This window comes from Flavobacterium sp. LAR06 (assembly GCF_041946075.1).
Classification (GTDB): domain Bacteria; phylum Bacteroidota; class Bacteroidia; order Flavobacteriales; family Flavobacteriaceae; genus Flavobacterium.
In genome coordinates this window covers 1-21,173 of record NZ_JAUTYT010000014.1, presented here as the reverse complement: position 1 = coordinate 21,173, position 21,173 = coordinate 1, and the positions used below count along the sequence as shown (strand labels likewise).

Annotated in this window: 19 protein-coding genes; 9 read left to right on the top strand and 10 right to left on the bottom strand. The window is 28.8% G+C overall.

Annotated elements, in window-relative coordinates; all coding sequences use genetic code 11:
- Positions 1 to 114 precede the first annotated feature (114 nt).
- Both Q7C23_RS18750 and Q7C23_RS18745 read left to right on the top strand, forming a co-directional pair.
- A complete protein-coding gene (locus tag Q7C23_RS18750) occupies positions 115 to 405 on the top strand; it encodes a helix-turn-helix transcriptional regulator (protein ID WP_375033935.1) in 291 nt (96 codons plus the stop codon).
- On the top strand, positions 402 to 1,799 hold the full coding sequence (locus Q7C23_RS18745; protein ID WP_375033934.1) for a primase-helicase family protein: 1,398 nt from the start codon (positions 402 to 404) through the stop codon (positions 1,797 to 1,799). The genes Q7C23_RS18750 and Q7C23_RS18745 overlap by 4 nt, the downstream gene beginning before the upstream one ends.
- 75 nt (positions 1,800 to 1,874) lie before the next feature.
- Here the strand turns inward: Q7C23_RS18745 and Q7C23_RS18740 are convergent, their stop codons facing one another.
- Entirely contained in the window at positions 1,875 to 2,735 is an 861-nt protein-coding gene (locus Q7C23_RS18740; protein WP_375033933.1) for a DUF5004 domain-containing protein, read from the bottom strand.
- Positions 2,736 to 2,745: 10 nt separating this feature from the next.
- Positions 2,746 to 3,147, bottom strand: a complete 402-nt coding sequence (locus Q7C23_RS18735) for a hypothetical protein (protein ID WP_375033932.1) — start codon at positions 3,145 to 3,147, stop codon at positions 2,746 to 2,748.
- A gap of 126 nt (positions 3,148 to 3,273) precedes the next feature.
- On the opposite strand from Q7C23_RS18735, the gene Q7C23_RS18730 reads away from it, so the two are divergent.
- Entirely contained in the window at positions 3,274 to 3,504 is a 231-nt protein-coding gene (locus tag Q7C23_RS18730) for a helix-turn-helix domain-containing protein (RefSeq protein WP_375033931.1), read from the top strand.
- Positions 3,505 to 3,634: 130 nt separating this feature from the next.
- Here the strand turns inward: Q7C23_RS18730 and Q7C23_RS18725 are convergent, their stop codons facing one another.
- On the bottom strand, positions 3,635 to 4,069 hold the full coding sequence (locus Q7C23_RS18725; RefSeq protein ID WP_375033930.1) for a JAB domain-containing protein: 435 nt from the start codon (positions 4,067 to 4,069) through the stop codon (positions 3,635 to 3,637).
- 63 nt (positions 4,070 to 4,132) lie between these two features.
- The gene (locus tag Q7C23_RS18720) at positions 4,133 to 4,537 is read right to left on the bottom strand and encodes a hypothetical protein (protein ID WP_375033929.1); all 405 of its coding nucleotides are present in this window, start codon (positions 4,535 to 4,537) and stop codon (positions 4,133 to 4,135) included.
- A gap of 738 nt (positions 4,538 to 5,275) precedes the next feature.
- Here Q7C23_RS18720 and Q7C23_RS18715 point away from each other — a divergent pair.
- The 6 genes from Q7C23_RS18715 (at position 5,276) to Q7C23_RS18690 (ending at position 13,887) form a co-directional block, all read left to right on the top strand.
- Positions 5,276 to 6,286 carry a hypothetical protein gene (locus tag Q7C23_RS18715; protein WP_375033928.1) on the top strand — a complete coding sequence of 337 codons (1,011 nt, stop codon included), beginning with the start codon at positions 5,276 to 5,278 and terminating at the stop codon, positions 6,284 to 6,286.
- A complete protein-coding gene (locus Q7C23_RS18710) occupies positions 6,283 to 7,845 on the top strand; it encodes a hypothetical protein (RefSeq protein ID WP_375033927.1) in 1,563 nt (520 codons plus the stop codon). The genes Q7C23_RS18715 and Q7C23_RS18710 overlap by 4 nt, the downstream gene beginning before the upstream one ends.
- A 247-nt stretch (positions 7,846 to 8,092) precedes the next feature.
- Positions 8,093 to 9,127, top strand: coding sequence for a PIN-like domain-containing protein (locus Q7C23_RS18705; RefSeq protein WP_375033926.1), 1,035 nt, complete (start codon positions 8,093 to 8,095; stop codon positions 9,125 to 9,127).
- Between the two features lie 8 nt (positions 9,128 to 9,135).
- Positions 9,136 to 11,388: a helicase HerA domain-containing protein gene (locus tag Q7C23_RS18700; protein ID WP_375033925.1), complete on the top strand. Its 2,253-nt coding sequence runs from the start codon at positions 9,136 to 9,138 to the stop codon at positions 11,386 to 11,388.
- Between the two features lie 2 nt (positions 11,389 to 11,390).
- Positions 11,391 to 12,764, top strand: coding sequence for a DNA double-strand break repair nuclease NurA (locus Q7C23_RS18695; RefSeq protein WP_375033924.1), 1,374 nt, complete (start codon positions 11,391 to 11,393; stop codon positions 12,762 to 12,764).
- The gene (locus Q7C23_RS18690) at positions 12,757 to 13,887 is read left to right on the top strand and encodes a DNA methyltransferase (protein WP_375033923.1); all 1,131 of its coding nucleotides are present in this window, start codon (positions 12,757 to 12,759) and stop codon (positions 13,885 to 13,887) included. The genes Q7C23_RS18695 and Q7C23_RS18690 overlap by 8 nt, the downstream gene beginning before the upstream one ends.
- 165 nt (positions 13,888 to 14,052) lie before the next feature.
- Here Q7C23_RS18690 and Q7C23_RS18685 read toward each other — a convergent pair whose 3' ends face one another.
- The 6 genes from Q7C23_RS18685 to Q7C23_RS18660 form a co-directional block, all read right to left on the bottom strand.
- The gene (locus tag Q7C23_RS18685; RefSeq protein ID WP_375033922.1) at positions 14,053 to 15,063 is read right to left on the bottom strand and encodes an HNH endonuclease; all 1,011 of its coding nucleotides are present in this window, start codon (positions 15,061 to 15,063) and stop codon (positions 14,053 to 14,055) included.
- Positions 15,060 to 17,066 carry a hypothetical protein gene (locus tag Q7C23_RS18680; RefSeq protein ID WP_375033921.1) on the bottom strand — a complete coding sequence of 669 codons (2,007 nt, stop codon included), beginning with the start codon at positions 17,064 to 17,066 and terminating at the stop codon, positions 15,060 to 15,062. Before Q7C23_RS18680 ends, Q7C23_RS18685 begins: the two co-directional genes overlap by 4 nt.
- A gap of 82 nt (positions 17,067 to 17,148) precedes the next feature.
- Positions 17,149 to 18,183: a DUF3871 family protein gene (locus tag Q7C23_RS18675; protein WP_375033920.1), complete on the bottom strand. Its 1,035-nt coding sequence runs from the start codon at positions 18,181 to 18,183 to the stop codon at positions 17,149 to 17,151.
- Complete coding sequence (locus Q7C23_RS18670; protein ID WP_375033919.1) at positions 18,164 to 19,027, bottom strand: AAA family ATPase; 864 nt, start codon at positions 19,025 to 19,027, stop codon at positions 18,164 to 18,166. Before Q7C23_RS18670 ends, Q7C23_RS18675 begins: the two co-directional genes overlap by 20 nt.
- 176 nt (positions 19,028 to 19,203) lie before the next feature.
- Entirely contained in the window at positions 19,204 to 20,427 is a 1,224-nt protein-coding gene (locus tag Q7C23_RS18665) for a site-specific integrase (RefSeq protein ID WP_375033918.1), read from the bottom strand.
- Positions 20,428 to 20,750: 323 nt separating this feature from the next.
- On the bottom strand, positions 20,751 to 21,173 hold a 423-nt coding region (locus tag Q7C23_RS18660; protein ID WP_375033917.1), incomplete at its 5' end, for a transposase.

The following is a 21,173-nucleotide window of genomic DNA, read 5'->3' as shown; positions in this document are numbered from 1 at the left end:
ACAACCACAATAACCACTTCAGAACCACTTTCCATTTTATTTAACCATTTCGTATCCTCTCAATTTTGCATCGGATAACAGGAAGAACCTGTTTATAATCAAAATTAAACGAAAATGGAGGAACAAATTCTTCAAGAAATCAAAAGTCTGAAAGACCAAATAGAGTCTTTAAGCCTATCCACAAGAGATATATTAAATATGGATGAGGCTATGACCTACCTGCAAGTTAGCAGGTCCTATCTCTATAAATTAACTAGTGGAAAACTAATCCCCCACTACAAACCCACTGGAAAATTAATTTTTTTCAGGAGATCTGAATTAGACCAATGGATCTTAAAAAACAGAGAGTCTAGTCTAGATGAAGTAAAAGAAATTGTAATGTTGAATTTAAAGAAAAAAAAATGATAGTAGAAAATATCAATGGGAGCTTCTATAAGATTGCTCCCAATAATGGAAATATAAAAGTGATAATTGAAAAAGCTAAATTGTTAAATTTTTGGGAAAATTTGGGCTATAGAAAATTAATATTAAAAAGTGGAAAGTATGAATTAGTCAAAGTAAATGAAAATTCTATTGTTGAAATTGTAGAAGATTACAGATTAGCTGATGAAGTAAGAACTTATCTTGAAACGCTAAATCATCAAATAGTATTCGAAGAGTTCTTAAAAAAAGATTATGCATCTAGTTCTTTGATTAAAAGTTTAAAAGGAATAGAAATAAAATTTAGTAACGGAAATTCGAATGAGGCTCAATTTTTTTATAAGAATGGAGTGGTGAAAATTTCAAGTACAGCTCATTCAATAACTCCATATAACGAATATGAAGGATATATATGGAAAGATCAAGTTGTTGATAGAGTATTTAGTCCCACTTCTGAATATAAAAAATCCGAATTTGCATCCTTTGTTAATAAACTATCTGGACTTGATTCCAACAGATTTAAAAGCTTAAGAAGCATAATTGGTTACATGCTTCATTCTTATAAGGATCCGACAAATAGTCCTGCCATTATTTTATTAGATGAAGATATGGATATGGAACAAGAGGAAGCAAAAGGAGGTAAAGGAAAATCATTACTAGCTAGAGGTATAGGAAAGATCATTCCATATTATTTCAAAGAGGGTAAGAATTTTAATAAAAACTTTCCATTTAGTGGGTTAGAAAAGCATCATAAAATGATTTTCATAGATGACATAAAAAAAGGTTTTGATTTCGAGAGTCTATTTGCTATTATAACAGGAGATTTTTCTTTTGAAAAAAAGTTTAAAAATGAGGAAGTTATATCCTTTTCAGAATCTCCAAAAATATTAATTAGTTCAAATTACATGGTTTCTGGTGTAAGAGGCTTTTCAGAGGAAAGAAGAAAAGTAGAATTTGAAGTATCATCATATTATGGTCCTCATCTTACACCATTTGAAGATTTTGGTCACAGACTATTTGATGATTGGGACGAAATGGAATGGACAAGATTTGATTCCTTTATGCTATTCTGTTGTAAAGAATTTTTGAAACATGGATTAGTGAAAGCAGACTCAATTAATCTTGCAGATAATAAACTAAAAAATGACACTGACCCTAAATTTATTGAGTTTATGGATGAAGAAATAACAAATGATTGTAAAATAGATAAAAGAGAGTTATTTAATAGTTTCAAAGAAAAGTATAAGCCTGATTTTATTCTATTGTCTTCGAATCAATTTACAAAATGGTTAAAAATATGGGCAAGTTCTAGAGGTCATATAACAAAAATTGACAAATCAAATAGCAAGCAGTATTTTGAAGTTATAATTAAAAGATAAAATCATTTCGTACTAAAAAAAGGGCTTTTAACTAAGCCCTTTTTTTATTCTTAATTCCTAGATCTTTAGTGTACATTAAAATCCGTGAGATTTAAATGTTGGTGTAAATGTTCCATCTTTTGTATTATACAAGAATAACGCTTCATAAATTGTATCATGGCATATAAACAGACTTCCTAAATTAGAATTACTAAATAAGGTCTCATTTGACTGATTCCCTATTATTTTTAAACTCAAATTTGCAATTCCAGTACTACTACCACTTGCAGAATCTGCTGAATTAAAGTTCAAAAGTTTTATATGTACTCCAATTATCTTACCAGACAGATTTTCATTCTTTAGAATTGTCTCCTTAGCACTACCGTTGAAATTTAGGCTACTTTTAATATTGTCATCTGAAAGATATTCCATCTTTACAGAATAAGAATTTGTTGAAGCACCACACGAATTAGTTTTTAATATACCTCCTACCTCGACTTTATAGCTAGTATTTACAATAGTTGTTCCTGACTTCTTCTCGTAAATTGTAAAATTAGAATTATCTCCTTCTTTAAATAATTTAATTTTATAGCCACTCATGAAAGTAATATTATCTTTCATTACAACAGTTACACCTTTAGGAAATGTTCGGGTTAATAAACCATTTACCAAACTCCAAGTACCATCTTCTTCATCCATATCTGAACAATCAAAATAATTTTTATAATTGATTGTTTTGTCATCATTAAAGGTGTAGCTATTTTTACAAGCATTACTGTTTAGCTTTATTGTTTCTACACCTGTAGTTAAATTTCTACTTCCCGTACTTGTAACTTCCCATGTTCCAACAAGCTTTTCTTCTTCCTTACTTACACTTGCAGAATTTTCATCACTATTACAACTTGCTACAAGCATATAAAATAGAAGTAAGATTGATAATTGTAGAGTTTTTTTCATTTTAATTAGTTTAAGGTTTGTATTTAATAATTTTAACTTTCTGGGAATTAGGATATGTAATTATCTCAACTAGTCCTCTAAAATCGTTTAATCCATTTCCAATGTATAATTGAAATCCTCTAAAACCATAACTTTTAAAAACCCCACTATTATAATTGGTGGGGTTAACATCTGGCTCCAAAATGATAACCTTTATTTCAGAATCATCTTTAACATCTCTCAGCTTTAATGGATAATTAGATATATTGAATCCATTTGTATGTCTAATAGATTTTGTGTCCCAATCAAAAAATATTGAAGTTGAGGCATTAACATTTTTTTCATCTTCAAGATGATAACTTGAAGAATATTGATTCTGACCAATTGAGGTAAATGATTTAATCATTAGTAAAAGCACTATAATCTTTTTCATATTAGATTTACTTATAATTTATTTCAGGTTTATAATTCATTAATTTAGAGTACATAGATACGAATTAATTAAATACGTAACGTATCCGTTCCTCTAAAATTCAGTCCAAAGGTCAAATTTTGACTAATGGATAAAGAGCAGACACTTCAAAAATTTGGCAAGAAGATTAAAGAAATAAGAGAATCCAAAGGATTAACTCAAGCTCAACTTGCACATAATATTGATAAAGACAGAGAATCAATTGCACGATTGGAGAGAGGAGCAATAAATCCTACTTACATTTATTTATTAGAGGTATGTGAAGGTCTTGAAATTACAATAGAAGAACTAATGAGACTCAGTTCTAGTAGCGAATAAAATTTAGCTATCTATATATGTATTGAATAAAAGTAAAAAGTGCATTTTTATATTAAATACAATCAAGTAATAACACGCATACACTTTTACTTTATAGTAAGACCTTAACATTTCGCAAAGGAACTAGATCTTATAATATTATATTATCACTAAAGCTATAATACCCTTTTGTTGTAATAATTAAATGGTCTAGGAGGTTTAAGTCTAATAATTTACAAGCTTCTTTAAGCTTTTTTGTAATTGATTTATCAGGCTCACTGGGCTCTAAACTCCCACTTGGATGATTATGTACAATTACAATACTCGAGGCATTACATTTTAATGCTATACCAAGAATTATTTTAATATCTACAACAGTTCCTGACGTCCCTCCTTTTGACATTTCATAAAGTCCTAAGACAATATTAGCTCTATTAAGAAGTACAATTTTTACTTCTTCTTGGAATTCTATTAGATCTAAATCCCACTGCTTCAAAACCAGATTATACAAAATTTGGCTATTTGTTACTTTTATCCTTTCAAGGTTTGTATTTGAATAGGAAACTTTTATTTCTGCTACTTCCATAATAATAAAAGTGTCAGAACTTGTAAAGACATACAATACACGAACTAACACTTTTTGAATTAATTAAATTGACATTTCAGCTAAATGACCATTTCTAGAAAATGTTTCTATTTTAGTAGCAAAGTCACTTTCAAATGACTCTCTTTTGGAATTAGTGGGAATAGAACTATTTAACTCTGGCTGATACGCATATCTATGAGTTAACATGATAATTTCTCCCGTATCTCTAATTGTGTATTCGTAAGGATCAGAATCAATTTTGGTAATATTCCCTGGCATCTCTGTCCCTAATAACGCTTTACAAGTTTCTTCATCAAATGTTGAAGAAATATTTGCTTTCTTAGCTGTCGCATAGTATTGTCCTGTTTTAGTACTTAATACCATTTCAATCCCACTTTGGATTTCTAATACAAAGAATGATTTCCCTTCCTCTGTTTGTCTTTTTTGATAGTTTACAATTCTTACCATGTTTTTGATTTTTTGAGTTGAAAATACCCTGAGTTAAAACATCAATTCGCCTACAAAAAATTACAGCTCTCAACTTGAATTTTATATGTATGAAAAAAATGATTAATATCAGGAGCAATAAATTCGTCATTACTCAGAATAAGTGTGGGTATTTAATGAGTTGTTTATATTAAATATAACACTTGAATGGAATCTGAGGTATCTATCAAAATTAACATAGTGCTCTTGAGTGGATAGTTGACATAGTATAGAAATAGATCTAAAATCATATGTGATATGAATTTACTTATCATACTGACCATAAAAGTGCATTGTGTGCATAGTAGAATAATATATTATAGGAACAATTTTTTTATTTTCTCTACAAACAGGTTGGGGTATTTGTAAGTTGTTTAGAACCCCTACGGGGTACTTTGAGGTAGAATGGGGATGCATAACATATAGAGTAACAAAAAAATTTTATAAGATTTTTTTTAATTAACAGAACAGGTGTTTATACCTGTTAAGTGTGTTAAATAATTGATATATTTGTTAGTGAAGCCTTTTTCTCATTAAAAGTTTCATCAAGTTTTAAAATTTAAGAAAAGTTTGAATTTACATTGTTCATCAAGAATTTAAAATTTAAGAAAACATGCCTGAAAGAATAAGCATGATACTGGATGTTTCTGAAGAGGAACTTGATGCAAGAAAAACTATCAGCTAGTAAGAGAAAAAATTAATCATTTAAAATTTAAATAAATGGATATTAGAAAGCTAAGTCTACACAAAATTGACATAACAAAAAATACTGCTGAAAAAATTGAAATTGACATTAAGAAGGAGACTATTATTGAATATGTAAATAATCTTGTTGATGAAATTCTAGACAGTCCTAATAAAAGAATGTATCGGTTTAAGAATGGTGAAACTCAAGTTAAATCATCATTAGATAAACTTGTTAAAGATGATGTAGAAGTAGAAAAAATTCTTTTGCACAATGCTGAAAGATTATTAGAAAAAGAGGTACATGCACATGCTCAATTAAAATTAAAAAACTTATCCGTCAATATACAAAAAGGAAGCTTATTGCATTTGCATTTTGTTCAAGAAGGAATTAGTAAAGTATTGATTTGTAAAGTTGAACATGATGAGTATTTAAATGAACTTAGTTTTGATAAAAACAATGGTTTAAATACTAAAAAGAAGGTTTTTAAGTCATTCTTGCTGTTTTTAGATACTGGACATATTTATCTGAATGACAAAAATAATAGTAAATATTGGTGGGATGACTTTTTAGAGTTAAATCAATTAAATACCGATGATAAAAATACGGAAACATCTTTACATGAAATAGATAAGGTTTTAACAGCATATAAAACTAAGTATTATGCTGACTATTTAATTGTTAGGAATGCCTTGATAGGTCACTATCGAAGTAGAGAAGATTTTAATTTTACTACTATGGTAGATGATGTTTTTACAAAGTATACTCCTATTAGTATAGACTTTCCAAAGGATAAAATTATTAATAGAATTGTAGCATTGCCAGATTCAAAAGGATTTGATACTCAATTTACTATTTCTAAGAAAGATATTAATAAAAGGATTAAGACTCATATAAAATTATCAAATAATCTTTATTTAAATATAAATGATTATGTAGAAGATCTTAAAAATATAATAGAACCTGTTGAAGAACATGGTGCTAAATATATAAAAATACTTTCTACAGAAGGTTACGAAACATTAAAAGCTTTACTGAAAAAATGAATCTACAAATTCTTGATTTTTTCCCCGTAAAAAGTACCTCATATATACTTGATAACTTTAGTATTTACGAGTTAAAATTTATCGCATTTCCTAGTATTGAAAAAATATCAGATTTTACTCAAAGTTCATATGATAAATTTAATTCTCAATTTAATTCTTTTGGATATGAATGGAGTTTAGAAATAGTAGAATTAAATTATTCTATTAATCAAAATAGATTTATTAAAATAGATGTAGATGATATAGATGGGATTGAAGAATTAAATTTAACTTTTCAAGTTTTCAAAAAGACTAATAATATATATGTCTTTAATCAAGTTAAATTTATAGAAAACATTAAAAATACAGGACTAAATGAAGTCCTAAAAATTTTTAATAGCAAGTTCCTGAATGGTTTTATTATTTACAATCATAAACGAGATTATAAATTTTCATCCAATTATATTGGATATAATCTAGAATTGAAAACTGAAGTAGATTGTATCGAAAAAATAAGTAATCAATGTCATTTTACTAATTTCTCTGACTTTAAATTCACTCCTAATAACTTTAATATAGGTGATTTTAATAAAGATGATGAAATAATACATTGGATTAATAAGGTGTACCTGATTTTTATTCTAATTTATATTTTTGATAGGTCAGAGATTTCTCAAAACGAAATTAAGTTAAAAATTAGTGGATTTAAAACTATTGAATACGACTTGATTTTTGACGATATTAATATTGATTCAATAGAAATTTATGAAAAGATATTTTTATGGATATATTCAGAAAAGAATAAAATAGAGGATAAAATTGGTATAGCTAGGAATATACTCTCTATTTATTTAAAGAGTGGGAGTCTTAAAATCGATGATAATACATTTAACTCAATTTTATCTGCAAATAACACATATATAAAAGGTAATATTTCCAAATATATCGAAGCTAGAAATAAAATACATGAACAAATTGAGCAAGTTTCAAATAAGGTTAATTCTTCATTAGAAATTTTTTATAATAATTTCCAAAAATCAATTTTTGTTTTCATTTCATTTTATCTTACAATCTTTGTTTTAAAAGTTTATACTAAAAATGATGTTACTTCATTAATCAATAAAGAAGCAACAATTATGGCTCTAGGACTATTAACATTATCATTTCTTTTTTTATTGTTTTCTGTTTGGATTTTATCACTTGAAAAAGGTAGAATAAATCAAAAATATATTAATATAAAAGATAGAAGTTTAGACTTGCTTTTAAAAGAGGATATTGATATTATTCTTAAAAATGATAGCGAATATAATGATGAAATCAAGTTTCTAAATAAAAGGAGAGATCTATATATTATATTATGGATTTCAACATTAATTGTTTTTTTAGCTGTTCTTTTTACAACTTCTGATTACATTAATTTTAAATATATAAAAGATAATAAACCAATTGAAAAGGTTGAGATAATCAAGGATAAAACATTTGTTCCAGAAAAACAAATCCAACCTCAATCAGGAGTGGACTCTTCTAAACTTAAAACAAATAATAATAATAAATCCCTTTTGAAAATTCCTATGCATTAACATTTCCATTCTAGAAATGTATCAATTTAACTGCTCTTATTAGCTCGAATGAAAAAGATTATAAATAATCAAATTTACAACTGAATTTCTGTGCGTTTTGAAAATAGGACTGTATGCCTAAAAGTCACATCCGCGTATGTAACATGAAGATGTTAATTTTTCTTAACAATAAACATTATCTTTGAGAATTAGAAGTCATTAAAGCAATGTTATACACGCTCAATGTTTTATTTAAAATTTTAATTTAATGAAAGATACGTTCAGTGAATATTATAAATTAAATGAAGCCCAAATCAAAGAACATTGGGAGAAAGATATCTTTTGTTTTGATGCAAATGTCTTATTGAATTTATACAGATATTCACCTAGCACAAGAGAAGCTTTTTTTAGTTTATTAGAACAAGTAAAAAGCCGAATTTGGATTACTTATCAAGCTGCATTCGAGTATCAAAAAAATAGACTTGTTGTAATCAATGCACAAAGAGAAGCTTATAAAGAAATTCGAGAAACTCTAGTAAAAAAGAAGGGGGAAATAGAAGCGAAACTTAATAGTTTTAAAAAACATCCTTACTTACAAACTGGTGAACTAAAAAAACAAATTGAATCTGCTTTTGACTCAATAGGTCGTGATTTAGATAGCTTAGAAAAAAAGCATCCTGATTATTTAGACAATGACCCTATATGGGAAAAGCTGAGTGTTTTATTGGAAGGTAAAGTAGGAGATGATTTCGCTAAGGATGATCTTGAAAAACTTTATAGAGAAGGAAAGAAAAGATATGACGAAAAAGTCCCTCCTGGATATATGGATATGAAAGAAAAGCAAAATGAAGGTAATCGTTCATTATATGGAGATATAATTGTTTGGAAACAAGTTATTGAGAAAGCTAAAACAGTTGATAATTCCATAATTCTAATTACAGATGATTTGAAAGAGGATTGGTGGTATAAATTCAAAGGGAAAACAATAAGTCCAAGACCCGAGTTAATCAAAGAATTTAAAGAAGAAAGTAATAAAAGAATCAATATTTATCAAGCGGATAAATTTCTTGAAATGGCTAATAAAAATCTGGCTCAACAAACAACAAAAGAAGTCATTCAGGAAGTTAGAAATGTCCGTTTAGCTGATGAATTAGATATTGAAAAAGAAATAAGAGAGTTAGAGATGTTGTTTGAAGATAATGGTGACGAGAATTTTAAAGAAAATGCAAAGTTAATGATATCGAATAGAGAGACTTCTTTTGAGAAGGCCATAAGAACTTCTTCAGAAGAGCAAAATAAATAAATTAAGATATGGACCAATTTGAAGGATCGATTGATGATTTACAAAATAAACAACCAGAATGGGATGCAAAATCAATATTTTCTAGACTGATTCAGAAAGATCAACTGGTAGGAGATTTATATTCTATAAATTATGATGAGGGAAAAGTTTTGGTACATGATTTTCATAGACAAAAAGTTGGTGGAATTCCAAGTCTTAGCTTTCTCATTGCAACAAGAGTTAATCCGGAAAATGAAATCGATTATAAAGATGAAGATGCATCAATAATTCTTTTAAGGGTTATGGATGCAGCACAAATTCCGCAAGATAAAGAAGCGGAAAATATACGGATAAACACAAGTCAAAGAATAAGTGGTGAAGTTGATAAAAACTGGGATGGTGAAGATTCAATGGATTTAAATACAAGACATGTACTTAGTTTTTCAGGTGTTTCTTGTCGAATTATTGGTACTTTTTTTCTGGAAGAAGATGAAGACAAGCCTCATAATGGACTTAAATTGAAATTTGGAAGTGATATTTCTAATTACTATTCCAATAAGGGATTCAAAATTTTCAAACCAAATGCAGAAGCCTTAGAAGAGATTGTTAACTATTGTGATCCTTTAAATATTAAAACGCATATCGAGAAATATGGCAACACAGAACGTGTTAAACTTGGATTCGTTCGCTACGCATCAACAAACAGGAAACACCAACAAGTAGATAATGTGCCTGTGTATATTTATCCAGCAGACTTACTATCTCAAAAATCTGCATTATTTGGTATGACTAGAACGGGTAAATCTAATACAACTAAAATAATAGCTAAATCTGTATTTGAATTACGAATTCCTAAAAATAAAGACAATAATTCGATTCGTATCGGACAAGTTATTTTTGACCCTAATGGAGAATACGCAAATGAAAACGCTCAGGATAGAGATGGAGGTGGCAACCCTAATGCACTAAAAAATATTTGGAGACAAAATTCCGAGCTTAAAAAAAAGTCTGACTCATTAAAAAAGAAATTTTTAGCGGAAACTGACAAGACGAAAAAACAAATTATAAAAGATGAAATTAAATCAATAGCAGAAACCGAAGTTGTTACTTATGGAATTCTTAAGCACCCTAAAGACCCTTTTAGAAGATTAATGAAAATTAATTTTTTTGAAGAAGATAACCTTCAAATCGGAAAGGAAATTATTGATTTTAAAATCGCGGATCAGTCAGCTCAATATTTTAAGAATTTTAGACAGATTGTTTTTAGTAAGCCTATTGAAAATGACTATGAGGAGCAAGGTGAATATTTTGGACAATTAAAAAGATACGAAAGACGAGTTCTTATTTACAGAACTTTACTCAATAAAGCGGGTTTTAATCCTCCAAATCGAAATGTTGATATAAGTCGAATGTTCAGTTCAGACCTTAGGAACGCAATGATAAGCTATGAGGAAAAAAAATTCAGTAAAAAACAAGGTTTAATAAATAGCGCGGGGCAAGTATTAGGATTATCAACTGTAACATGGGATAGTTTATTTCCTGCTTTTGAAGGATTATTTCATTTTTTGTCTACTGCAGACTTTAATACATTTAATCAAGATTATATCAATAATCATACTACTAATGAAAGTAATGATTCTACAGGTGAAGGTTGGGCAGAAGCAGAACTAGAAAGTTTACTTGAAATGTTTAATTATTCAAAAGCTGTAAATTTGATAGGTGGTGTTAGTATACAGCATACAATAGATGTGGGGACCGACTTTGCTAGCGATATTTATCAAGACCTTCTTAAGGGTAAATTAGTAATAATAGATCAGTCAAGTGGAGAACCTGAATTAAATAAATCTTCGGCTACTCGAATAATGTGGCATATCTTCAAAGGCAACCAGAGTGCTTTTAGAAATGGAGATGAAAACATTCCTGAGATTCTTGTATATTTAGAAGAGGCTCATAATATCTTACCTGCAGGAAATGATTTAGATCTTTCTGATGTTTGGGTAAGAACTGCAAAAGAAGGATCAAAATATCGTATTGGTATGGTGTATGCTACACAAGAAATCAGTAGTATTCAAAAAAATATATTGAAAAATACTGCTAATTGGTTTATTAGTCATTTAAATAATACTGATGAAACAAAGGAACTTAAAAAGTATTATGATTTTGCTGATTTTGAACCTTCAATCAGACGTGCACAAGATAAAGGTTTTTTGAGAGTAAAAACTCTAAGTAATATGTTTGTAGTTCCTGTACAGGTTGACAAATTTGAGATAAAAACTGAGTAATAATGAGCGATAGTAATTTTGTAAATGGCCAGTCGTATGAACCTCTAAGAAGATTGCTCTCTGATTCAAAAATTCAGGAGTTACAAACACATATTAGAGTTAATAGTAATATTGAGAATATTAATTGGGACGAACAAACAATAAAATTAAAAGATTTAGAACAATCCTCATGGCAACCTAAATTATTAATTGCAATTGATGGCGATTACAGTAAATCTATTATACAGAATGGATATCCAGGTGCTGAAATAGGTTACATTACTGTATCTACTGTAGTAATTTTACTTGATAAGGTAAGAGAATTAGAGAAAGAGCAATTTATAGACCCAAAAAAGTTTCGTGAAACTGAACAACCAACTTCAATTGATAGTCTTTTTGTAGGCTGTAATGTCGTTCTACAAGGAGAAGATTCTGCCAAATCCTCTATGAGAAACATATTATACAATGAACTTAAAAAATTTCAAGTTTTTGGCAATACAGAAACCTTATTAGATACTTATGAATATTTACTTAAAGAAAGATTAATGAGCGGAAGAGCATCTAAATGTCCCCATGATAATTGTGATGCTGATTATCAATTTAATGTAGGGGAATATGAATGTAAATCTTGTAATGGAAAATTATATTCAACGGATGCTCTTAGACTTCATGAATTACTTAACTCCTCGGGAACAAGTGGTGAAATGTATGGCCAAATAAAAGAAACCTTCAAAAAATTACAATTAATACATTTATTAAGATCATTTGAACAACAACCAAAATATTTTTCTTTATTAAGAGATATAGCCTTCTTTATTGAAGGGACCTTGGCAGTTTTCAGCACAGCTTCTTGGCTAGCAAAACCAATAAGAACAGAATTAGAAAGATTAAATACAAAAGTTCAAGAGGAATTCGGTTCAAACCTTATGGTTTTAGGAATTGAAAGAACAGGAAGTTTTGTAAATCATTTTTCACAAATTGACATTATGCAAAATGGATCTAATAATAACTTTCCAAATCAATCGGCTTTTCTTATAACTAATAAATATATAAAAGAACATATTGTTTTTAATGAACAACCCGGATACGTATATTTGGAAGATACTTCATTTGGTCGAAAATTTTTTTACAAAACAAATGCTGGTCATAGAGTAGTTGCATCAGTTGCAACTTATAATAATTATCAATCGAATCCTGAAACAGCTTATCCTGCTCAATTTCCAAGACTAATAGAAATACTTCAATTACTAGATAAATTAGTCTCAAATCGCTATGAAAACTCTGTTACCCCATTAGCTACTGCTCATGCTGAAGCAGCTATTCCTCTAAATCTCGGAAAATCAATTTTTGACAAAATCGCAAGAGAAATAAGAGCAAATTCAACTAACAATGATTAAAATAGACGACATAGTAAAAAGACAGCAGACTGCAGAATCACGTTGGGCCAAATTTGGCCCATATTATGCTATGTTTCCAATAGAATTTGCTTTTAATGTAGTGAAAAAGCATTCAAAAAAAGGAGATTTTATTATTGATCCATTTGCAGGAAGAGGTTCTAGTGTTTTTGCTGGAGGAGTGCTTGAACGACATAGTTTAGGTATAGAAATTAATCCTGTCGGATGGCTCTATGGCTCTACAAAACTTAACCCTGCAGAGCAGCAATCGGTACTAAATAGATTAAATTCTGTTTACAAATTACGAAATCACTATACAAGTTCTATAGAAAAGCTACCAGAGTTTTACAGATTTTGCTACTGTGATGAAGTACTAAAATTTTTGTTGGCAGCCAGAAAAAATTTGAAGTGGCAAACTGATACAGTAGATGCTACCTTAATGTCAATTATTATCGTCTATTTACATGGAAAACTTGGTGAAGGGTTATCTAACCAGATGAGAATGACTAAGTCTATGGGGATGAATTATTCGATCGAATGGTGGAAAAACAAAGGTTATCTACTTCCACCTGAAATAAATCCGTTAGAATTTATTACAAAAAAAATTAAATGGAGGTATAAAAATGGAACTCCAAAAATTACGGATAGCTCTATACTGTTTGGTGATAGTTCAGATGAGTTAGAAAAAATTACCAAAAAGGCAAAAGAAGGCGAAATAAAATTTTCGTTGTTATTCACCTCTCCACCTTATTGGTCAATAACAGATTACTACGCAGATCAATGGTTGAGGCTATGGATGCTAGGTGGATCATCTATTCCTAAATCAAATGCACACAAACATAAAGGAAGATTTGGATCTAAAGTAGAATATTATAATCTTTTAGATAATGTTTTTGGATATTGTTCAAAGATTATGAATGAGGAACATAGCACGATATATGTCAGAACAGACGTAAGAGAATACACCTTTAATACAACATTAGAAATATTAAAAAAACATTTTCCATTTCATACTGTGGTCATAAAAAAACAACCTTTTAAAAAGAAAACTCAGACAGAAATTCATGGAAATTCATCAAAAGAATCTGGAGAAGTAGATATAATTTTAACCCTTAAACTTAAATAAAATTTAATTATATAAACTAATCGAAAAACATATTTAAAACCCAACTCCGATTTTAGGAGTTGGGTTTTTCTCAACTCAAACTATTTTTCGTCTCACTCGTAATTAAATACTTTCTAAGGCTACTTTAAAAAAAAACACTGCTATTGATGTCCTGTTTATAACTAATTATTTTTTCGTCGCTTTTACTATTCGAGCCTCCTTATAAATATCTTGCATTAGTTTTGCTAAAGGTCTGTTGTTTATTTCTTCTAGTAATGTATAATTTCCTAAAATAAACCTTTCAATTTCACTATCTGAGAATTCTTTTGAAAACGCCCCTTTCAAAGTCTCTACAAAACTATCAGTATAGATATATTGTTTAGAATATATTTCAAAAGCGACGTCTTTATGTTCATTATATACTTGAGTTAAATTAAAGACTAAATCATGTGCTTTAATTAAATCTTCATATCCTTTTTTTGGGTTTAATTCTATCGATAAATTTTCGAATTTTCGATCTCCTTTCAAAATCATATCTATTATCGAGTTCTTATCTGTTATTACATCAAATTTGTCATTAATAGAATCAAAATAAGGGTGGACATAACTACTAATATTAAAATCTTTATCACTCTTAGCAGTATTGCATACTGAGCAACATGGCACGAGATTATAAAAGGATAAACAAAGGAAAGGGTATTTACTTTTTGAATAAAAATGATCAAAATGAAGATTAGCCTTTTTGGATTTTTTTATTGTTAGAACATAATGATTATTACAATACGGACATGTTTTAATACCTAGATCCAGAGCAAAAGTATACATCATCCTTAATTTTCTTATTCGCGAATAGCCGAATAATTCCATATAACTCTTATAACCTTTATTTTCAAACAAAGTATTAAATCTAGCATAATCAGTAATAATGGTTGAAAAATCGTTTAAAGGTGAAATTATTAATTTTTTAAACTCGTTGTCATCAGTCACTTTCTGTAAAAAATCAATTTTTAATTGAATATCAGCGGTACGAGGTGTTACTAAACTAGTCTTTGTTAGTTCTTCTCTTAGCTTTTCTAGAGGTGTGATTTTATAATTTCCAAAAACTGTTGTAAGTCTATTATAATGTTCTAATGCAAGAACATCAAGAGTGACAGCTGTTTTTTTTAAACTACTAAAACCTTTTTCTATCTTAATCATAGTTGCCCTTTATTTTGTTCTTTTTTTGCTTCAGATAATTCAAATTCTAGTCGGCTTATTTTTGCTTCAGTTGATTCGTAATTAATAATTGATTCTTCAAAAAGTTCATTTAATTTTTGTTTTAATATTGGTTCACCAATTAGATTAATGACATCTTTAATTTTAATTAATTTTTCTTCAAGCAGAGTAGGATCCATACTTTGCATTCTTTTCTTTATATTATCGAGGTCTGCAATTATTTCTTTAATTTTATAAATTGCAAATTCACCCATATAGCCATTTTTCAGAAAAAAACTTTGAGCTAATAGATCATGTATGTTAGCAGAAAAAGTTTTCGCTAAGACTTTAGTTTGTTGTGTAAACTTACTTTTCTCTTGATTTAATTCTAAAAACATAACATTTGAAGTAGGTATATCAGACAATATAAATGGAGAGTGTGTTATGAAACAAAAATTAATGTTTTTTATATTATTAAATTTGATAACACTAATTCTATCCAAAATATATTTAATATATCTTCTTTGAAAATCAGGATGAAAATATAATTCAATTTCATCTAAAACGATATTTACATTACTGTACTTAATTCCTTTACCAACAGAATCTAAGTTTATGAGATGATATAAAATTGAACTAACGGAATAAATCAGTTGTTTTTCGCCAGAACTTAACGTGTGAAATTCAACAATCTCTTTATCCCCTTTAATAGTTTGCAAGATGATTTCCGTTTTAAAAATTGGAGGAGGAATCAATTCGATTCTATTCTCTTCTCTCAAATCATTATTAGGATCATTAATTAAAGCATCTATTTTTTTTGTAACACTATCTAATTTTAAACTTTGGGTTGACAAACTATAGTGTTGATACTTTAAAAAATTTAATGTTTGCTTTATTTTGAAACCAATATGACTTTTATCTTCAAATAAGAGTTCTTTTAGATAAGCTTCAAACTTATCATTCACAAATGAATTTTCATTTCTGTCAAAATAATGCGCATAATTAGCATAGACTAATGCAATATTTACTAATTTATATACTAAATAATCAAGACTCAATTTCAGAATAGGATTAGCAATATCTTCATATTCATAAACTTGTAAATCAGAAATTTTAAAACCATAAACTTCACTTATTTTATTTAAAATTAAATTTAAATCAATTTTTAAATCCATTAATTTTACATCAATTCTTTCTTCCTTAAAAAAAGATTCCCCTTTACCTACTCTTTCACTTTTTTCTATTTTAGTATAAAGTGTTCTCTCATGGAGATTTCTATTATTAGAAGTTAATTTTAACTTAATGGCAATGAGATTTTCACTTATGATTCTAAAATCAATGTATCCATCTTTTACAGGCCTTACCAAATTTGTAATGAGTCTGGATTTAGCTAAACTATTTTCAACATTAATATCAAAATTCCCTTCAATTCTCATTGGATTGATAACAATTGGTATTTGATATCCATCATTTTTATGAAATAATCCATCTATCCAATTTCCAATTTCTAGTGAGTTCAAAGCATATTGTGAATAATTTATAGCAACTGTGTAAAAAAGTTTTTCCAACTCAAAATTAGTTTCTGCGGTTTTAGAAATTTTGTTATCCGTGTACTTAAAAACTTCAAAAGTATCGTCCTTTATTACAAGTTTATAAAAATTATCTGTTTCAAAATATAAAGATGCCTGTAATCCTTTTATAAAATCTAATTGATTTTTAAAATCTTCATTTATATATGATAGGTTATTGATGATCATAAATAACAAATCAATTATCGTGCTTTTGCCACTCCCATTTTTACCTGCGATTGCAGAAATATTAATATGAACATTCGGGAGCTCATACAAGTTTTTACAATATTTGTCATTAATAGTTATCTCTTCTGATTTTTCATCTATTTTGATATCTGTGTAGAAATAATAAATAACTTTTGGCTCTAGTACTTTATGTATCTTTACATTACAACCTTCATCTATTTTTAAACCAATAACTCTAAAATTTTCCATTGCTATATTTAAATATGGCCTAAAAGTAAGATATTTCAATCTAACAAATAATTATTTAGGGCTAAATAAATAGCCCCAATAATCAACTCAAAAACCAATGATAATTTCCACTACCATTTAGTGTTTTTGAAATGCCATTTGAGAAATCAAAGGCATTTACATTCCTATCTAAAAATGTATCAATATAACTGCTTTTATTAGCTTGTGTGAAAAGGTTGTACATATTCCATAGATTTACATCTCCATTATAATTTCTTCCAAAGTGTTCATCTTCATAATAATCCTTAGCAACAACATTAAGTTGACCATCATTAAAATGTAATGCAGGGATATTTATTTTATCCCTTTTTGGCATATGTTGATAGAGTTTGCTTCTGCCTAATAGAGTTGCAAATTGATGCTCCGTAAGAGAATACTCTGAAAGTTTTTTCATTTCCACTAAATGCTTTTCAGCATTATAATTTTGAAGAACCTCCATAATCTTTGACTGTAGTTCCACATAACTAGTTACTCTCATTTCTTCTGCAAAACCATCTGTACTCACACACAAATTACAGCATACTTTTACCTGAAAACCTATAAAGAACTTAAACTTCTCGAAAGATTTCTTGCTATATAAGTTCTCAAGATTATAACTTCTAACTCCACCTATTACTAGTGCCATTTCATTACCATTAATTGTTTCTGTGATACTAGGAATTTTAATAATGAAAGCCATTCTCTCAAAATATTGTGTTCTTTCATGATCAAGCAAATCTTTAGCATGTTTTTGTATAGCTTCTGGAATTCTTCCTTTTATTTCATGACTGACCCTAATTTCAGGTTTATCAAAGGCATGATTAGGAAAAACTCTACTTGTGCATCCCTGTACAATTTCTATAAATTCCTGATGTGCAATTGTTCTTTCATTGTCTTTTGAGAATACTGGTATGACACACTTGTTCTTTAAGTGGCTTAAATTCATTTCCACAGTATTGGCTTCGATAAATGGCTTTGGAAGATATAGGGCACTAGAACTAATAGTATTATCATTTCTTTGGAGAATTGGTCTCTCAGGGATCACAGACTTGATTTCTAATCCCCTCTCTTGGCTAATTTCAAAGATGCTTGTGTCCATTTGAACTAAAATTTTGTTGGTTAGTTAATTCTTCTAAATGTATTTTCTTATCGGTAAATTGAGTTTTCAAAGTTTCTTGATAAGAAGGATTTTCATTGTACAGCTTTGTTAATTCAGAGACAGATAATGAACTTTCTATTTTGTCCAACATTTCTTTTATAGAGGTGGGCTTTACATTACACCAATCTAGAATTCGTTTACCTGTAGCAGAAGTAATTACAAACTCCGGTTTATTAGCAAATAAAGATGTTCTATCTTTACTTGCTCTAACTAAATGATTGTCATTGACTAGCTCGAAATTAACTGTTAACTCATACTCAAATCCTTCACGAGTAATTTCTTTTGTCCCGTGTTTTACAACTCTTGATTTACCATTTTCTGATTCCATACTGTAGTCAATTTTTCGTCTTACTGTTGTAATAATATGGCAACTAGAGTTAAGAATCTTATCAATAAATGCCTGATGCCTTGGTGTAATAATTGCCCAATCTTGAAATCTACCTCCAAGTTTTTCATGTATCTCCAGACAACCTCCTGCGCCATTCCACTCATGGGAGATGCTATCTACAATAACAACTGAAATATTTTCTTTTTCACAGAGTTCAATAGCTTCTATATATCTCTCAGGAGAATATGGTGCAGACAAATCAATTACATTGAAATTGCCCAAATCTGAGTATAATGAAGCAGATGAATTCTCTGTATCAATAACCGCTATTTTGCTCCAGTCATTAGTCATACCATAAGCTAATAAAAGTGCTGACTTGGTCTTACCAAATCCCGAAGCCCCACTGATTCCTAGGCGTAGCTTTACTTGTTTTCTTTCGGATTGTTTTAATTGCATAATTTTTAATCTTTAAAATGGTTAATATTAAAATGAAAAAACAACTAACACAGTGACAAAGTGCTAATTGTTTTGAAAAGTTTTATAAGCATAAAAAAGCCATTCATAATAAAATGAATGGCATTAAATAATAATCTGAATCAAATAAAATTCAAATTAACTTTTAGATAATTAAATCACTTTGTCACTTTTTGCAATAATGTTTCCATTGCAGAATCAATAACATCATTCTCTAATTCTTTTAAATATACTTGAGTAATGGATAAATTCTGATGCCCCATTGCTTCAGAGATTATATCAGTAGAAACTCCACTTTGCTTTAAGTTAGTGGCAAAACTATGACGAGCTACATAACTTGTAATCTTTCCATCAATCTTGCAAATCGAAGCTATTTCTTTCAAATCCTTATTGTATTTCTTAATAGTCCTTTCCTTTCTATATTCTAGTTCCATAGGTGTAGAATTTTCTTTTAATACAATAGGAAATACATATTTTGTAGCTCTGTTTTGACTTCTATAATATTCAATAATTTGCTGAACAGGCTCTAGCATTTTAATTATAAAACGTGCTTTAGTCTTACTCCTTACGTAGATAATTTTATCATCAACAATATTCTCCCATCTCAGCTTCATCATATCACTGAAATTCATTCCACGAGTATAGTAACTAAAAACGAAATAATTTTTAGAATCAATTAGCGTAGGATGTTCTGTCATATCGAGATTTATAACTTTATGAACATCTGCAATACTTAAAGCCCTCTTGTTGCTTGTTGCTTTTAGTTTTGAAACCTTATACTCTGTAAATGGATAATATTCTTTACTAGTACAGCCTTTCTTGATTGCATCATTATATATTGCTCTAATAGCTCGCATTTTTGCTGAAACTCCGGTATCAATATTATTGTTAGCTCTAAGAAAAACTTCATATTTACCAAGCAAAGTAGGAGTTATATCTTTAAAATAAATATTCTTATTCTCAAGAAACTTAAAAAAACTGTTTTTAGAAAATTTGTAAAATTTAGCGTTACCTGTTCGTCCTGATTTATTTAAATCATCAATATGTTCATCCCAAAACTCTTTCACAGATATTTTTTTATCTCCCTTAAAGTTTAAAAACAGCCCTTCAAATTCATCTAAAGCAATATCTTCTCCTTTTGCTAAATGATCTGAAATAATCTTCTCTGCTCTGTTCCTAATCTCAGTTAAAGCAGAATTCATTTGTTTATAATTCGGATGGTTTTTTCTAAACTCAGACTTGGTTTCATTCCATTGTGACAAATCGCATGATAATTTCAACGAAATAAATTTAGTTTTCCTATCTTTAGTAAATCTTAGAAAGATTGGGTTTTCTCCATTGGCTAGGACTTTAGCTCTTTGAGTAATTTTTATAGTAGCCATAAATGATCAGTAATTTTAGGTACAACATAGGTACAACAAATGTATAAAAAATAGGTTAAAATAGGATAACAAAAGAAAACACAAATATTCAAATCCCTTTTAATTCAGGGTATTTGAAAGTATAAGAAAATAAATGAAAGAATACTAACCTTGCCTGGCAGGCAAGAGGTGACCGGTTCGAATCCGGTATTCTCCACAAAAAAATTAAACAAAAAAATACCCAAACAGAACTGTTTGGGTATTTTCATTTATACTACTTATGTTTTACACTTACATCATTCATTCAGCTGCGATTACAAGGGATCATACGCAAAAGTTGGGGATTAGGCAAAAAGATTAGATAATCTGAACAGGAAAAAATCTATTTTTCTCACTCCTCTAAACTGACTTCTAAATGCTTTTATTTTTGCATTGAAAGATTCAGCCGAAGCATTTGTACTTCTGTTGTCAAAATAGTTTAAGATCGACTGGTAGTTAAAAGTTATGCTATTGAGTAGTATATTGAAGTTCTTAAAACCAGATTCCTCTACATTTCTGTACCAATGCGCCAGTTTTGTCATGGCGATATGTTTATCGTTGTTGTTATTATAAATACTACGGAGTTGTTGGATTAAACCGTAAGCTTTCCTTATATCGGGATATAACCCAAATAAGAGCGCCGCTCTTTCGTTTTGACTTTGTGTCCATTTTTCACGGGATTTATAAAGAACATATCTGCTTCTGGCCAAAAGCTGTTTTACAGAATC

Excerpts from the sequence above, each read along its gene's own strand:
- Q7C23_RS18730 (WP_375033931.1), top strand. The coding sequence starts at position 3,274 with ATGGATAAAGAGCAGACACTTCAAAAATTTGGCAAGAAGATTAAAGAA.
- Q7C23_RS18670 (WP_375033919.1), bottom strand. The coding sequence starts at position 19,027 with ATGCAATTAAAACAATCCGAAAGAAAACAAGTAAAGCTACGCCTAGGA.
- Q7C23_RS18680 (WP_375033921.1), bottom strand. The coding sequence starts at position 17,066 with ATGGAAAATTTTAGAGTTATTGGTTTAAAAATAGATGAAGGTTGTAAT.
- Q7C23_RS18700 (WP_375033925.1), top strand. The coding sequence starts at position 9,136 with ATGGACCAATTTGAAGGATCGATTGATGATTTACAAAATAAACAACCA.
- Q7C23_RS18690 (WP_375033923.1), top strand. The coding sequence starts at position 12,757 with ATGATTAAAATAGACGACATAGTAAAAAGACAGCAGACTGCAGAATCA.
- Q7C23_RS18725 (WP_375033930.1), bottom strand. The coding sequence starts at position 4,069 with ATGGAAGTAGCAGAAATAAAAGTTTCCTATTCAAATACAAACCTTGAA.
- Q7C23_RS18710 (WP_375033927.1), top strand. The coding sequence starts at position 6,283 with ATGAATCTACAAATTCTTGATTTTTTCCCCGTAAAAAGTACCTCATAT.
- Q7C23_RS18685 (WP_375033922.1), bottom strand. The coding sequence starts at position 15,063 with ATGATTAAGATAGAAAAAGGTTTTAGTAGTTTAAAAAAAACAGCTGTC.
- Q7C23_RS18740 (WP_375033933.1), bottom strand. The coding sequence starts at position 2,735 with ATGAAAAAAACTCTACAATTATCAATCTTACTTCTATTTTATATGCTT.
- Q7C23_RS18735 (WP_375033932.1), bottom strand. The coding sequence starts at position 3,147 with ATGAAAAAGATTATAGTGCTTTTACTAATGATTAAATCATTTACCTCA.
- Q7C23_RS18675 (WP_375033920.1), bottom strand. The coding sequence starts at position 18,183 with ATGGACACAAGCATCTTTGAAATTAGCCAAGAGAGGGGATTAGAAATC.
- Q7C23_RS18715 (WP_375033928.1), top strand. The coding sequence starts at position 5,276 with ATGGATATTAGAAAGCTAAGTCTACACAAAATTGACATAACAAAAAAT.
- Q7C23_RS18750 (WP_375033935.1), top strand. The coding sequence starts at position 115 with ATGGAGGAACAAATTCTTCAAGAAATCAAAAGTCTGAAAGACCAAATA.
- Q7C23_RS18745 (WP_375033934.1), top strand. The coding sequence starts at position 402 with ATGATAGTAGAAAATATCAATGGGAGCTTCTATAAGATTGCTCCCAAT.
- Q7C23_RS18695 (WP_375033924.1), top strand. The coding sequence starts at position 11,391 with ATGAGCGATAGTAATTTTGTAAATGGCCAGTCGTATGAACCTCTAAGA.
- Q7C23_RS18665 (WP_375033918.1), bottom strand. The coding sequence starts at position 20,427 with ATGGCTACTATAAAAATTACTCAAAGAGCTAAAGTCCTAGCCAATGGA.
- Q7C23_RS18720 (WP_375033929.1), bottom strand. The coding sequence starts at position 4,537 with ATGGTAAGAATTGTAAACTATCAAAAAAGACAAACAGAGGAAGGGAAA.
- Q7C23_RS18705 (WP_375033926.1), top strand. The coding sequence starts at position 8,093 with ATGAAAGATACGTTCAGTGAATATTATAAATTAAATGAAGCCCAAATC.